The following is a 15,539-nucleotide window of genomic DNA, read 5'->3' as shown; positions in this document are numbered from 1 at the left end:
ATCCTAAATTCCTGGTATAGGTGGCGGATTCTGCGAGAACAAGTCCTTTAATTCGCCTACCTTTTCAGCCTCAATCCAGTTTTCAAGGCCCTCTTTCCAAACCAAGGTGGCAAGTGTCATCGTCCCGTCTTTTATCAGACCGCGCAGCTGTTCCGGATCAAATGGCCCTTCCTGTTTACCTTTAATGGCCAGGTAATAAGCGACCGCTTTGGGCAATGGAGGAGGTCCAACGGCCCCTGCAGATGAAGCCGCAGCAGCTGATCCCGTACCAGTAGGATTATTCCCATCAAAACTGTTTTGCTGAAATACATTACCCATTTGACCAACCATTCCTGCTCCCAACCCAGCACCAAATCCAGCACCTACAATCCCTCCACTACTGGGATTCTCAGCAGCTTTCTCCATTGAATTTGCGGCTTGGAATTGGGCATAGGCCCCCAGATTACCAACGACCCCCATACTGCTTCGCTTATCAAGGGCTTTCTCGACTTCTTCTGGGAATGAAATATTTTCAATTAAGAACTTCGTTAAGCTCAAACCCAACTCATCAAAATCAACCCCAATTTTTTGCTGTATCAAGGCCGAAACTTCATCATAGTTGGATGCAAGATCCAAGGCCGGTATCTTCGACTCAGCAATAGCATCCATCCCCCGCGATACCGCAATGTTTCGAAGCTGCTCTGTGATATCCTCAACTGTAAATACAGGCGTCGTCGCAACAAGCTGTTTCATAAAAACAGTAACGTCCTTCACCTGAAAAGAGAAATTACCGAAAGCCCGAAGTCGAATGGGACCAAATTCAGGATCCCGCAACATAATCGGATTTTTAGTTCCCCATTTCTGATTGACAAATTGTCGAAGGTTGACAAAATAAACATCGGCTTTGAATGGACTATTGAACCCATATTTCCAACCTCTGAGGGTTGTCATGGTCGGCATATTTTGGGTCGTCAGTTCGTAACGACCAGGCTGAAAGACGTCCGCAACCACGCCTTCATTCAAAAATACCGCAGCCTGCCCTTCTCGCACAGTCAACTGTGCCCCCATTTTTATTTCATTCTGATATCGTGGAAACTTCCACACAATCGTATCTGTGCTATTATCGACCCATTCGATAATATCGACAAACTCATTCCTGATTTTATCAAATAATCCCATAAATTATTCTCTTTACAATTACTTACACTAAATGTAAACATTTCCCCGCAAACCGGCAATTTTCTCCAGCAGTACGCAAACTAGCGATATCTAAAAAATTTAGCCTTTTAAACTACTTATCGTAGTTTATTTTTTTTACTTTTGTTAGCTAAGTTCTACATTAATTTATGAGTACATATAACGAAGACAGCATTAGGTCCCTGGATTGGAAAGAGCATATCCGCCTCCGTCCGGGAATGTACATTGGAAAGTTGGGGGACGGTTCGGCCTATGATGATGGTATCTATGTTTTATTGAAAGAGGTCGTTGACAACTCAATTGATGAGTTTGTTATGGGTGCCGGTAAAACTATTGATATCACGGTAAACGAAAATAAAGTTTCCGTACGCGATTATGGACGTGGTATCCCAATTGGTTCTGTGGTTGATGTTGTTTCTAAAATCAATACGGGTGGTAAATATGATAGTAAGGCTTTCCAAAAGTCCGTCGGTTTAAATGGTGTCGGTACAAAAGCCGTAAATGCTTTGTCCAGTCAGTTTACCGTCCAGTCATACCGTCAAAATATAACACGCATTGCCCAATTCTCTAAAGGGGAATTAGTCAATGATGAACAAAAAGATACGACGCAACGGAATGGTACATCTGTAACATTCTATCCAGACGATTCTATTTTCAGAAACTACAAATACCGTCCCGAATTTGTAGAGAATATGATCTGGAACTATGTTTTTCTAAACTCAGGTCTTACGATCAACTTTAATGGGCAAAAGTTTATTTCTGAGCACGGACTAAAAGATCTACTGGAACGAAATATTGATGCCGAGTCCATGCGCTATCCAATTATCCACTTACGGGGGGATGATATTGAAATCGCGATGACTCACGGCCAGCAATATGGAGAAGAATATTATTCTTTTGTCAACGGTCAGCACACCACACAGGGTGGAACACACCAGGCTGCCTTCCGTGAAGCGCTTGTCAAAACAATCCGAGAGTTCTACAAAAAAGAATTTGACGCATCGGATATTCGTTCATCAATCATCGGCGCCATCGCGATCAAAGTCCAGGAACCTGTTTTTGAATCACAGACGAAAACAAAGCTAGGATCTCAAAGTGTAGGCCCGGAAGGTCCTACTGTAAGAGGATTTATCAATGACTTTGTCAAAAAAGCATTGGATGATTACCTACATAAAAATCCGGCTACGGCAGATGCTCTTCAAAAACGTATTCTACAGTCTGAACGTGAACGTAAGGATATCGCCGGGATCAAAAAACTCGCCAACGAAAGAGCGAAGAAAGCCTCTTTGCACAATCGTAAACTACGTGACTGTAAAGTGCACTTCAGCGATAAAAATGAACGTAACCAAGAAACAACTTTGTTTATCACTGAAGGAGATTCGGCATCTGGTTCTATTACCAAATCGCGGGATGTGCAGACTCAAGCTGTTTTCAGTCTGAAAGGAAAACCGTTAAACTCCTACGGTATGTCCAAAAAGATTGTTTATGAAAACGAGGAATTTAACCTCTTACAACATGCACTTAATATTGAAGACGGTCTCGACGGGTTACGCTACAACAATATCGTAATCGCTACCGATGCCGATGTCGACGGCATGCACATCCGCCTGTTGCTATTGACATTTTTCTTGCAGTTTTTCCCAGACCTTGTCAAAGCTGGCCACGTTTCCATCTTACAGACACCACTTTTCCGTGTCCGCAACAAAAAGGAAACGATCTATTGCTATTCCGATGAAGAACGACAAAAAGCAATCGCAAAATTAGGCGCTAAACCTGAAATTACCCGATTCAAAGGTTTGGGTGAGATATCACCTTCCGAATTTGGATTATTTATCGGAAAAGATATCCGTCTTGACCCGGTTATCTTGTCCAAAGACAATAAAATTCAACAGTTATTAGAATATTACATGGGCAAAAACACACCAGATCGACAAAAGCATATTGTCGAAAATCTGCGTGTTGAAGTTGACCTTGAAGAAGAACTAACAAAAAAAGCGGGTTAAAATAACCCGCTTTTTTAGCAACCTACAACCACCTTTCATGCACAACCAAACCTTAATTCTGATCCAATGTCAAGATGCCGTTGGATTGGTCGCCAACATTTCAAATACGCTGGCAAAATATCAACTCAATATTGTCACCATGCGTGAATATGTGGATGAAGAAGCCAACAAATTTTTCGTGCGTGTCGTGTGTAACGGTATCGTACCTGAGCAGAAACAGCTTTCCGACTCTCTTGCCGAAGTACTTCCCCCATCCGCTCAGATACAGATAAACCCCAATAACCGCAAAAAAATCGTCGTCCTCGTGACCAAGGAGCATCACTGCCTCGCCGATATCTTGGTACGACAACACTTCGAAACATGGGGAGCGGAGGTGCAGGCAGTAATTGGCAACTATGAATCACTACGCTCCTTTACGGAAAAGTTCGATATTCCATTTCATTGTATCTCACATGAAAACCTGACAAAGGAAACATTCGAAAAACAACTGATCGCACAAATCCAAAACTATAATTTCGATTATATTATTTTAGCGAAGTTCATGCGGATCTTGTCCCCTCAGTTTGTCAATACCTTTGAAAATAAACTGGTCAACATACACCATTCATTTCTCCCCGCTTTTATTGGTGCCAACCCGTACAAGCAGGCTCATGCAAGAGGAGTTAAGATCATCGGCGCCACAGCGCATTTCGTTACCGACCAACTCGATGAGGGCCCCATCATCGTACAGGATATACGACATGTCAACCACACCTATACTGTAAAAGATATGGTAACTGCCGGAAAAGAAATAGAAAAGGCTGTTTTGAGCCGAGCAATTCGTCTCCTTAGCGAAGATCGTGTGATGCGCAACGACTACAAGACAATTGTATTTGAATAGTGATTACAATCATTTCCCGATAAAACAATCGTTACTTTTTTTCAGCGTTATTCTCCATTATTTCGTAAAAGAAATATTTAAGAATGACGCATACTTTTCATATCCCCGTATTAGGCTTAGCTTTCTCCATCGACTCCGCACTTAAGGTCGCACAATACGGCATCTCCTCCGTAATGTCTATTGTTGACGATGAACTAATTGAGCGCATGCGCCGCTATTACTGCGGACAATATCAAATCTCCTATCATCCGATCGCTAAAACAGAAGAAGATTACCGAGCAAAAAGAATTACGGCCTATCTCAATCTTGTACAGTTTGTGGTCAATAGGCAAATCGAGGCCTTAAAGCGTCAACCTTTTACCGAAAATTCCGAACTTACCAAATATTTTCAGCTTCTACCCGATTCACACCCTTCAAAACCAATTTATCATGCGATGGAAATTGAAAGCAATCGCGCGATTAAAACCGAGCTGCAAGATCTATTGATCAATTACCTCAAAGCGGGAGACATCGATGTTAATATTATGTCCAAAGTCGATAAAATGAATTACCAGGATGGTAACCTATTGAATCAACGTTATTCGGATGCTTCAGCAGCCTTACGTGGTTTTGCAAATTCCACACTGCATTCCTCTCTTATTCTTTCCGCAGGGATGAATCCACACCTATACGCTTACCTCGCTAAATTACCGGCTTTCTTCCCAAATAGTGAAGGTCTATTTGACAAAAAAGTCGTTTTGAAAGTAAGTGACTTTCGATCGGCGCTCATCCAGGCAAAATATCTCGCTAAGCGTGGTGTATGGGTATCTGAATTCAGAATAGAATCCGGTTTGAACTGCGGTGGTCATGCCTTCGCAACCGATGGTTTTCTTCTGGGGCCAATCCTTCAAGAGTTTAAAGAGAAAAAAGAAAGTCTGAAAACCGAACTTTTCGAGATATACCACGAATATTGGACTTCCCAAAAGCGCTCATTAACAACTCCCCCCATCATCAAATATACAGTTCAAGGAGGTGTGGGAACTGCTTCAGAACATCAGTTCTTGTTAAATTATTATGAATTCGATGCCGTAGGATGGGGATCCCCATTTCTGATGGTTCCCGAAGCAACCACGGTAGATCAAGAAACCTTAAAAGCATTGGAAACGGCCAAGCAAGAAGACTTCTACTGTAGTGGGGCATCTCCCTTGGGAATTCCCTTTAACAATTTCAGAAAAAGTGGCGCGGAGTACCTACGATTGGAACGTATAAAAAAAGGGCGCCCCGGTAGCCCTTGTAAAAAAGAATACCTTATTTCGAACACAGAGTTTAGTGATAAACCGATCTGCACCGCATCACGCGTCTATCAACATCAAAAGATCCAGGAACTCCAAAAACAAAACCTGTCCGCTGCAGAATACGATAAAGCCTTCGACGCCATTACAGAGAAAACCTGTCTTTGTGAAGGGCTCGCAGCACCCGCCTATCTCAAGTACAATATCCAGAAGAGCAAAGAACAGACCGCTGTATCCATCTGCCCAGGCCCAAATCTTGTCTGGTTCAAAAAACAATATTCTTTGCGGGAAATGATCGACCACATCTATGGCCGTATTTCGGTTTTTGAAAATGACAACAGACCTTTTATTTTAATTAACGAACTCAATCTTTATATCGATCATATTCAAAAATATGTCGCAGACAATAAAAATATCATGAACGATAAAAAGATAAAATATGTAGCCAAATTCAAAGCACAATTACAAGCTGGAATAACCTATTACAACGAACTTACCCAACACTTATCGCTCATTCCACAAAACATCAGCGCAGCGATCCCAAGACAGCTTGAACTTGCATCACTACGTTTAAAAGACATACATATTTAACTCCCTGATATAGCTTAAAAACAAACACGGGGCGCTTAAATAAGCACCCCGTGTTGTTATCAAAGAATCTTTTGACAAGTCTTACTCCGCTATTTTGCGAAATTTACCAAATACGCCAAGTGGAAGTTTTGGTCCTGCAGTTGCTTGTAAAAACAACTCCCCTATTTCTAAGTTTTCCACTTTTGGAAAAGCCGTCTTAATTAAATTTTCAACAATAACAGAAGAAAAGCCTAATGAATACGTATTTAAAATCAAGAAATGTTCTTTAGGATCCAATAGTTGAACGACCTCAGTCATCATTTCCATAATGTGATCTTCCAATTTCCATTTCTCTCCCTTCGGCCCATGTCCGTATGCCGGTGGGTCCAAAATAATCCCATTATACGTATTACCTCTTTTCAGCTCACGTTTTACAAACTTCAAAGCATCTTCAACCACCCAACGAATGTTATCCAAATTGGAAATTTCCATATTTTCATTAGCCCAGGTAACAACCTGTTTAATCGAATCTACGTGCGTTGTATCCGCGCCGGCAGCCTTTGCTATTAAAGAAGCTCCACCAGTGTATGCAAAAAGATTTAGAACCTTCGGTTTCTCCGTCTTAAATGAACGAACAGATTCCGAAATATAATCCCAATTTACAGCCTGCTCCGGAAATATCCCGACGTGTTTAAAAGATGTCAAGCCCAATCTAAATTTGATTGCCACGTCGTTATTTTTATATTCGATGTGCCAACGGTCCTGAACCTTCGGATTTTTCTTCAACCATTCTCCAGAAGTAGCCGAACGACCTTTGAATTTGATATGGTAACGCTTGTTCCACTCCGCATCACTTAATGCCTTAGGCCATACAGCCTGAGGTTCTGGTCTGATTAAAATTAAATCACCGAAACGTTCCAGTTTTTCAAAATCACCACAGTCAATGAGTTCATAGTCCTTCCAATGCTGTGGGGTCAATAGTTGTATATTTGTTGCTGCCAAAATCAAAATTTTCCGACAAAACTAAGCTAAATTTCAATATAAAAGAAATCTGCACGATGCTAACGCAGATCAAACACCTAAAATTAAGCGCAATAAAACCCTCTTCTCACATGTTATTGCCCCATTGAAGCTTTAGCACTTTTCATTAATGGACTTGCAAAAACAAAGTTGTTCAATTCTTCCACATCCGATCGCATCATATCCTTATTGGAACCTTCCCAGAATTTTTGTCCCTTATAGAGAAACAAAATATACTCACCGATTCCCATCACAGAATTCATATCATGTGTAACAACGACTGTCGTACATTTCAATTCTTGCGTAATTTTTAGCACCAATTCGTCAATAACAATCGAAGTCTCCGGATCTAATCCCGAATTGGGTTCATCACAAAAAAGGTATTTGGGGTTCATACTAATTGCGCGTGCAATTCCAACCCGCTTTTTCATCCCCCCCGATAGTTCCGCAGGAAACAATTTATTTCTTCCCTCCAGATTAACCTGTTCCAGACAATGATTTGCCCGATCTAATTTCTCCGCTTTAGACATATCCGTAAACATGTCCAGCGAAAACATGATATTTTGTTCTACCGTCATCGAATCAAACAGCGCTGAATTTTGAAAAAGCATGCCTATTTCTTTTCGAATAGGAACGCGCTCTTCAAAATTCATCCGAGTAAAATCCTTGCCATCAAAAATCACCTTTCCTTTTTCCGGTTGATGCAGGCCCACAATACATTTCAATAAAGTACTCTTTCCGGAACCCGACCCCCCGATAATCAAACTCACTTTTCCAGGTTCGAAATTTGCACTGATACCCTTCAGAACGTGATTGTCTCCAAATGACTTGTTAATATCTTCGATTTGAATCATAAAATCTTTTTAAAGCATTAATGCGGTTATCACATAATCTGCAGCAAGAATAGTTATGCAGCCAACTACAACTGCTTCTGTGCTAGCTTGCCCAACTTCCAAAGCTCCCCCCTTCACATTATACCCTTTATAAGCTGATATCGAAGTAATAATAAACCCAAATACAACAGCTTTAACAAGGGCAACTGTCACCGTAAAACCATTGAAACCATCTTGAATTCCTAAAATATAATCCGCCTGTGTCACAGCACCTGAAAGTGACCCGCCCAACAGACCGCCAACTAAAGCGCATACGATGGAAATAATAACCAACATCGGAATCATGGTGATACCTGCCAATATTTTGGGTAATATCAAATAACCAGGGGCATTGATCCCCATAATTTCCAAGGCATCAATTTGCTCTGTCACACGCATGGATCCGATCTGCGAAGATATAGACGACCCAATTTTTCCCATTAAAACTAACCCCGAAATCGTTGGTCCCAATTCCAAAATATTTGAATCCCGGTTGATCGAACCAATAATAGAATTTGGGATCAAGTCCGAAACCATCTGAAAGGCAATTTGCATGGTCATAACAGCTCCAATGAAGGTAGAAATAATGACAATAAGTCCCAAAGATCCTATACCAATATCGGTCATTGCCAGTACGGTTTCCTTCCAATAAATTCGACCTTTCTCCGGTCTTTTAAAAACTGATTTCAGGAGGATGAGATATGCACCAATGTGATGAAAGATCATATTATCTATTTAATTTCAATGTATTACGCCAATTTTACGACTATACTAAACCAAGTAATCCATTAAAGGTAATTAATTCCAGCAAATATATAAACAAGCGAAAACCCAAAAAGTATACGAAAAACGAAATTACTTACCGATCAATTAGTCACATTTACCGATTTTTTATGTATAATAGCCTAAACATTCATACGGTATCTCTCAAAGCGACTTACTTTTGAGACATATTAACAAACGGAATTAGTTATGAATACACGAAGAATAACAACTGGTATCACCATTCTCTTTATAGGAGTTGTCTTATTATTATCACAGCTCAACACGATTTCTTTCAACTGGGTAGGTATTTTTAGATACTGGCCGCTGTTTATTGTGCTTGCCGGAATTCGTATGCTGGTACCCAAAGACCAACAGATTGGACAGTTTGTCGCCATCGGTTCTACCGTCGTAATTTTAGGTTTTTTGACTTACATAGGGCTGTCGACACCAAAGGAACCACTTTTAACACAGCTTTTAAAAAGTAAAGGCGTCAACATCAATGTCGACGATCCCAACGATAAAACAAATTATACAACAGAAAAATTAAACGTCCCGCTGGATGATAAAATCCATAGTGCTACCCTAAACCTCGATTTGGGGGCCACTTCATTAAGAAATGATAGTAGCACTACTTCAGAAATCTTCTCGGCATTTAACACCTCAAAAGAATATCTACTGGGCATAACTGTACATGGAGAATCTGCAGACAAATTAGATATCAACCTAAAGGGAAAATTCAAAAACAAGGATTTTAACAGCAAAAACAACAATACGTTCATCGCTTTAAACCCCAACATCCTATGGAATCTGAATTTTGATGTCGGTGCAATTGATGCCAGGTTAGATCTTTCACCCTACAAGATAGAAACATTGGATATCGATGCTGGAGCGACTAGTCTAAAGTTAAAATTAGGTCAACCGCTGGCAACAACTAAAATTTCTATGGATGCTGGAGCCTCCTCTATTGAAATCTCCATCCCCAAAAACGCGGCCTGTCGTATTACAAGCGACAATGCATTATCCTCGACAGATTATGAGGGCGATTTCCTAAAAAGTGAAGGCGAAGTAAAATCGACAAATTACGACTCTGCCGCTCAAAAATTCGATTTCGATATCAACGGTGGCATCGCGTCAATAAAAATTAGAAGATATTAATTGACACCCGATTTTTAGTCAAGAAAAGCTAACTTTGTGTTAGATATGGACACAAGTAATATGTTGACATTACCTGGAATCTATTGCAATTCCAAGGTAGATTATTCGAGATGGAAAACAAGGGAAATTCAGATCGGTGATATTCCCATGGGTGGCGATAATCCCATTCGTATTCAAAGTATGACTACGGTAGATACAATGGATACGATGGGCTCAGTTGAGCAGACCATTCGAATGGTAGAGGCGGGCTGCGAATACGTTCGAATTACCGCTCCTAGTATTAAAGAAGCACAAAATTTAGCTAACATAAAAAATGAACTTCGCAGAAGAGGCTATAAGGTCCCTTTAGTTGCTGATATTCATTTTACACCAAATGCTGCCGAGGTTGCCGCTCGTATCGTCGAGAAAGTAAGAGTCAATCCTGGTAACTATGCAGACAAGAAAAAGTTTGATCAGCTATCTTATACCGATGCAGAATACAAGCGTGAGTTAGAGCGCATCTATCAAAAATTCACTCCGCTCGTAAATATCTGCAAAGAAAATGGTACCGCCATGCGTATTGGTACCAACCACGGCTCACTGTCTGACAGGATCATGAGTCATTACGGCGACACCCCCGAAGGGATGGTCGAATCTGCCATGGAATTTATCCGGATGTGTGAAGATCTGAGTTTCTACAATCTCTGTATCTCAATGAAATCATCCAACCCACAGGTCATGGTCAAAGCCTACCGATTGCTGGTCGAAAAAATGGTTTCCGAAAACATGAACTACCCCCTACATCTCGGTGTAACCGAAGCTGGAGACGGTGAAGATGGTCGTGTAAAATCTGCCGTTGGTATCGGAACACTTTTGGAAGATGGACTGGGTGATACTGTACGTGTATCGTTAACCGAAGAGCCTGAGCGGGAAGCCCCAGTCGCCATAGCACTTGTCAATAGATACAGTAAAAGAAAGGCAAACATCGAGAGTCAGCCCAAACAAGAGATTGTTCAGCTCTCTCCAGAGACACCAAATGTTCCTTATGCCAGCCAGGAAGTAAATACCTTTATCGGAGGCTCTTTGGTACCAAGGATTGTGGTCGACATTTCTAAAGAAAATCTGAAAGACGCTCAGATCCTTTCCAAAGTTGGCTATCGCTATGATATCCTATTAGATAAATACCACATGGGTGAGCAGTCTGTAGACTTTGTCTATCTCGCAGACAATTTGCCATCCTTTACGATGCCGGCAAATCTGAAGCAAGTATATAACTATAACACCTGGTCAAAACTTACCGATCAAACTAATATTCATCCCCTCTTTACCTTAGACGAATTCGTAAAGTCGGACAACAAGGATAAAGTCCTGAATATGGTCAAAATCTGTAATTCAGATTTGTTAACCCCACTGTTTGAATCTTTACAGCTTGACAAAACTGTCGTATTTATAGTAGAAACCGATTATTTTCACGGTATGGCAGATCAAAGACAGTTCTTTCGAAACCTACAGGAAATCGGTATCGATAATCCTGTCATTATCAAACGTTCTTATTTGGAAGAAGATTTCTCAGGACCCATTGGTGATTTTATGAATCCCGAAGAACCTATTTCAAAAATACAGCTGTACGCCTCTACTGATCTAGGAGCATTATTAATCGATGGTTTGGGTTCAGGAATTTGGATTGACTCTCCGGCAACAGCATTGGAAAACATCGCTTCGCTTTCTTTCGGAATTCTACAAGCAACACGATCCAGAATATCCAAGACAGAATATATTTCCTGCCCAAGTTGTGGCAGAACTTTATTTGATCTCCAAGAAACCACGCAGATGATCCGAAGCCGTACCAATCACTTAAAAGGCTTAAAAATTGGTATCATGGGCTGTATCGTTAATGGCCCTGGAGAGATGGCCGATGCTGACTATGGTTATGTTGGGGCGGGGCCTGATAAAGTGACGCTATATAGAGGTCAGCAGATCGTTAAGAAAAATGTGAGTTCTGCACATGCCTTAGACGAATTGATCAAGATCATTCAAGATGATGGACTGTGGATCGAAGAAATACAACAAGACTAAAATTAACAAATCAAGTTTAACATAAAACAGCAAAGGGAATCATTTGATTCCCTTTGCTGTTTTATGTTAACGCGTAAACTTATATTACGAGCTACCTTTTTATCGAAATATGTTACCTTCTTATCGAACAGAAAATCTTTTCACCACAGTTTCTGAACCAGCGACTACCCGTACAAAGTAAAACCCTGTCGTTAATTTTCCGCCATGCTCAAAGGAAAGATTTTGAATTCCTGAATCTAAGTTGCCATTCATTAATTGGAGAATCTCATTGCCCAATGCATCCATTACTTTAATAGAGACACTCGACGATTTTGCCAATTTAAAAGAAAGATTTATTTGCTCCGCAATCGGATTATAGAAAACCTTCACATTATTGATAAGTTTCTCTGTGTCCTTGATGTTGTTGTCTTCCCCAAATGCCTCAGTACCGTCCCAAATATGTTGCGAAATAGTATGGTCATAAGGAGACTTTGCATACACCCGAGTCATCCCGCTGCACAATGTCAGTGCGGATAAAAGTGTTAAACAAGCTGCTTTAAGTAGATTTCTCCCCATAGTGTTAAATTAGACTTCAAATACTGGTTACGGTTTAATCAAATATAACGCTAACTATTTGAATTATCAACAACAAAGTTAGTATTTTGTTTAAAAGTTTTTCAGCAAATAGATTCATTCTAAGTTTCTTTTAACAAATTTTAACAGCTCTTGCGCATGTCAAAGTAAATGCTAAAATTTGGCGCAGGAAATGTACCTACTTAAAGTACAGGCAAAAAGTATATTTTTGCAGTATATTTTGAAATAAAATAATTGATAAATGGCAGACAACAGTCATCACAACAGTATCAATAAGGTGAGTTTCGCCGGATTATTGATCAGTTTAGGAATCGTTTTTGGAGATATCGGAACTTCTCCATTGTATGTTTTCAAAGCAATCATGGGACAAGGAGCCATTCAAAAAGACTTAGTCTTGGGCGGGCTATCCTGTGTTTTTTGGACACTGACCCTCCAGACAACAGTAAAGTATGTTTGGATCACTCTCCGGGCGGACAATAAAGGTGAAGGTGGTATCCTATCCCTTTATTCATTGGTACGCAAGCGTGCCCCTTGGTTAATTTTTCCAGCGATGATCGGTGCGGCGACCTTATTAGCCGACGGAATGATCACCCCTGCCATCACAATATCCTCGGCTATTGAAGGTTTGGATCTCAAATTCCCAGGATTACCTACAGTACCTATTGTAGTTACAATTATCTCCTTATTGTTTATTATTCAACGATTTGGAACATCCGTTGTAGGAAAGGTTTTCGGTCCATTAATGACCATCTGGTTTTCCATCATCGGTGTAATTGGTTTATCTCATCTTCACCTCGCACCGGAAGTGATGAAAGCAATCAACCCTTACTATGCCTTCCATATTTTAATTACTTACCCCCATTCACTATTATTGATCGGTGCAGTATTTTTATGTACTACAGGCGCCGAAGCATTGTATTCGGATATGGGACACTGTGGTAAAAACAATATCCGTATCAGCTGGATCTACGTAAAAATCACACTTATACTAAATTATTTCGGGCAAGGAGCCTGGTTATTAACACAGGAAGGACGTGTTCTAGGGGGTGAAAATCCGTTCTATTCAATCATGCCCGATTGGTTTATCGGTTACGGTATCGCTATCGCAACGATCGCAGCGGTCATCGCCAGTCAAGCCATGATATCTGGCTCTTATACCCTAATTTCGGAAGCAGTACGTTTGAATATATGGCCTAAGGTGGCTATCCGCTACCCCAGCGAACATAAAGGACAATTGTATGTACCATCCATCAATTTAATTTTATGGGTCGGCTGTATGATCGTCATCTGGGTATTTGAAGAATCAAGCCGAATGGATGCAGCCTATGGGCTTGCGATCAATTTAACGGTATTGATGACCACAATCTTAATGGGATACTTCCTCGCTATGAAAAAGGTCAATCGCGTGCTTATTGCGGTATTTTTGGTTGCTTATTTTGTTATTGAATTAACGTTCTTAATAGGAAATGGTGTCAAAATAGCGCATGGTGGTTGGTTAACCTTGATGCTTGCCACTGCGTTATTTGGAACAATGTATTGCTGGTACACAGCGCGAAAAATTAAAAATCGTTTTGTTAACTTCATTAACATCAATAAATACTACCCCATTATCTCCGAATTGAGCGAGGACAAATCCGTCCCTCCCTATGCGTCGCATTTGGTCTATCTGACAAGTGCAAATTTCAAATCCGAGATAGAGGCTAAAATTATTTATTCAATTATTAATAAAAAGCCAAAACGTGCGGATGTATATTGGCTCGTCCACGTTGATGTGATGGATCATCCACATACAAAAGAATATTCAATCGATCAGCTTATCCCGGGTAAGTTAATACGGGTTGATTTTAAACTTGGCTTTAGAGAGGAACAGCGCATCAGTCTACTGTTCAGAAAAGTAGTTGAGGAAATGGTGAAAAAAGGTGAAATTGACATCACCAGTCAATACGACACCCTACGTAAACACAATATTCCTGGTGACTTTAAGTTTGTTGTTTTGGAAAAAGTACTCTCCAAAACCAACCAAATGACATGGATAGAGAAGGTAATTATGGACATCTATGGTTACCTCAAAAAAATGAGTTTGTCCGAAGAAAAAGGTTTCGGTTTAGATTCCAGCTTCGTTACAATTGAGCGGGTTCCACTCAATTTTCCTCAGACTTCAGAGGTCCATCTCATACGGAAAGATTAATACTCCTCAAGGTGATGCCCAAGCATCACCTTTTTTATTCAATAGAATTGCATTACTTTTGTTGCAAATAATACATCATGGCAGACGCTAATCCAAAAAAGAAATTACACCCTAGAAATAGACATCTCGATAACTATAATTTTGAAGAATTGAGCAAAGTCGAACCTTCGCTCAAAGATTTTGTTATAGAAAATGCTTATAACGTAAAATCCATCGATTTTAACAATCCCGATGCTGTTAAAACGTTAAACAAGGCGCTTCTAAAAAAATATTACCACATTCAACACTGGGATATTCCCAAAGAGAATCTTTGCCCCCCTATCCCGGGCCGAGCAGATTATATTCATTACATCGCAGACGTGCTTGCAAGGGATAATAATGGTGAGATTCCAAAAGGTGGAAATATCCATATACTCGATATCGGTGTTGGTGCAAATTGTATCTACCCCATCATCGGGCATCAGGAGTATGGATGGAGCTTTGTAGGATCTGAAATTATCAAGAGCGCATACAAAAATGCAATCGAGATAACACGGACAAATATGAGCTTAAAAAAGAGTATACAAATCCGTCTACAAAATAACCCGAAAGCCATATTCAAAGATATTATCCTTCCAGGTGAGAAATATGATGTGGTAATCTGTAATCCCCCATTTTTTAGCTCTCAAACCGAGGCTTTACAGCAGTCAATCCGTAAGACTACAGGCATTAAAGAAGCTAAAATAGACGAAAAACCTGTCACACAAGCATTTTCTGGACAAGGAAGCGAGTTGTGGTGTGATGGTGGTGAAAAAGCTTTCTTGTCACGCATGATCTTTGAAAGTCAATTTCACAAAGATCAAGTAAAATGGTTCACAACATTAGTTGCTCACCGCGAAGACATTCGCTTTCTACAACACAAACTAAAGAAAATAAGTGTAAAAGAGACCGAGGTGATCCGCATGGAACAAGGCAATAAGGTAAGCCGAATCCTTTTGTGGAGATTCTAATACGTCCACGATATTCAAAGAA

At 40.3% G+C, this 15,539-nt stretch carries 12 protein-coding genes; 7 read left to right on the top strand and 5 right to left on the bottom strand.

What is annotated here, in order from left to right; all coding sequences use genetic code 11:
• Nucleotides 1-3: 3 nt before the first annotated feature.
• Nucleotides 4-1,158 (bottom strand): SPFH domain-containing protein, encoded by a 1,155-nt coding sequence (locus tag IQ31_RS10525; protein WP_145327947.1) that lies wholly within the window; start codon nucleotides 1,156-1,158, stop codon nucleotides 4-6.
• Nucleotides 1,159-1,325: 167 nt separating this feature from the next.
• Here IQ31_RS10525 and IQ31_RS10520 point away from each other — a divergent pair, with 167 nt between their 5' ends.
• From IQ31_RS10520 to IQ31_RS10510, 3 genes are all read left to right on the top strand, one after another.
• The gene (locus IQ31_RS10520; protein WP_145327946.1) at nucleotides 1,326-3,179 is read left to right on the top strand and encodes a DNA topoisomerase IV subunit B; all 1,854 of its coding nucleotides are present in this window, start codon (nucleotides 1,326-1,328) and stop codon (nucleotides 3,177-3,179) included.
• A 37-nt stretch (nucleotides 3,180-3,216) separates the two neighbouring features.
• On the top strand, nucleotides 3,217-4,059 hold the full coding sequence (purU, locus tag IQ31_RS10515; RefSeq protein WP_145327945.1) for a formyltetrahydrofolate deformylase: 843 nt from the start codon (nucleotides 3,217-3,219) through the stop codon (nucleotides 4,057-4,059).
• An 83-nt stretch (nucleotides 4,060-4,142) separates the two neighbouring features.
• A complete protein-coding gene (locus tag IQ31_RS10510) occupies nucleotides 4,143-5,921 on the top strand; it encodes a hypothetical protein (RefSeq protein ID WP_145327944.1) in 1,779 nt (592 codons plus the stop codon).
• An 81-nt stretch (nucleotides 5,922-6,002) separates the two neighbouring features.
• Here IQ31_RS10510 and IQ31_RS10505 read toward each other — a convergent pair whose 3' ends face one another.
• The 3 genes from IQ31_RS10505 to IQ31_RS10495 all read right to left on the bottom strand — a co-directional run bounded on the left by IQ31_RS10505 (nucleotide 6,003) and on the right by IQ31_RS10495 (nucleotide 8,518).
• Nucleotides 6,003-6,908, bottom strand: a complete 906-nt coding sequence (locus tag IQ31_RS10505) for a class I SAM-dependent methyltransferase (protein ID WP_145327943.1) — start codon at nucleotides 6,906-6,908, stop codon at nucleotides 6,003-6,005.
• 107 nt (nucleotides 6,909-7,015) lie between these two features.
• Nucleotides 7,016-7,774: an ABC transporter ATP-binding protein gene (locus IQ31_RS10500; protein WP_145327942.1), complete on the bottom strand. Its 759-nt coding sequence runs from the start codon at nucleotides 7,772-7,774 to the stop codon at nucleotides 7,016-7,018.
• Between the two features lie 9 nt (nucleotides 7,775-7,783).
• Entirely contained in the window at nucleotides 7,784-8,518 is a 735-nt protein-coding gene (locus IQ31_RS10495; protein WP_046671950.1) for an MlaE family ABC transporter permease, read from the bottom strand.
• Nucleotides 8,519-8,764: 246 nt separating this feature from the next.
• Between IQ31_RS10495 and IQ31_RS10490 the strand changes: the two genes are divergently transcribed.
• On the top strand, nucleotides 8,765-9,712 hold the full coding sequence (locus IQ31_RS10490; protein ID WP_112375482.1) for a LiaI-LiaF-like domain-containing protein: 948 nt from the start codon (nucleotides 8,765-8,767) through the stop codon (nucleotides 9,710-9,712).
• 45 nt (nucleotides 9,713-9,757) lie between these two features.
• The gene (ispG, locus tag IQ31_RS10485) at nucleotides 9,758-11,767 is read left to right on the top strand and encodes a (E)-4-hydroxy-3-methylbut-2-enyl-diphosphate synthase (RefSeq protein WP_208734220.1); all 2,010 of its coding nucleotides are present in this window, start codon (nucleotides 9,758-9,760) and stop codon (nucleotides 11,765-11,767) included.
• Between the two features lie 120 nt (nucleotides 11,768-11,887).
• Here the strand turns inward: ispG and IQ31_RS10480 are convergent, their stop codons facing one another.
• Nucleotides 11,888-12,322, bottom strand: a complete 435-nt coding sequence (locus tag IQ31_RS10480) for a T9SS type A sorting domain-containing protein (RefSeq protein ID WP_083663760.1) — start codon at nucleotides 12,320-12,322, stop codon at nucleotides 11,888-11,890.
• A 259-nt stretch (nucleotides 12,323-12,581) separates the two neighbouring features.
• Between IQ31_RS10480 and IQ31_RS10475 the strand changes: the two genes are divergently transcribed.
• The gene (locus IQ31_RS10475; RefSeq protein ID WP_088162949.1) at nucleotides 12,582-14,528 is read left to right on the top strand and encodes a KUP/HAK/KT family potassium transporter; all 1,947 of its coding nucleotides are present in this window, start codon (nucleotides 12,582-12,584) and stop codon (nucleotides 14,526-14,528) included.
• Nucleotides 14,529-14,605: 77 nt separating this feature from the next.
• Nucleotides 14,606-15,517, top strand: a complete 912-nt coding sequence (gene rlmF, locus IQ31_RS10470; RefSeq protein ID WP_088162950.1) for a 23S rRNA (adenine(1618)-N(6))-methyltransferase RlmF — start codon at nucleotides 14,606-14,608, stop codon at nucleotides 15,515-15,517.
• Nucleotides 15,518-15,539: the final 22 nt, after the last annotated feature.

Origin of the sequence: Sphingobacterium siyangense (genome assembly GCF_007830445.1) — a bacterium.
Taxonomy (GTDB): domain Bacteria; phylum Bacteroidota; class Bacteroidia; order Sphingobacteriales; family Sphingobacteriaceae; genus Sphingobacterium; species Sphingobacterium siyangense.
The sequence above is the reverse complement of the archived record's forward strand: the minus strand, read 5'-3'. Positions and strand labels throughout refer to the sequence as shown.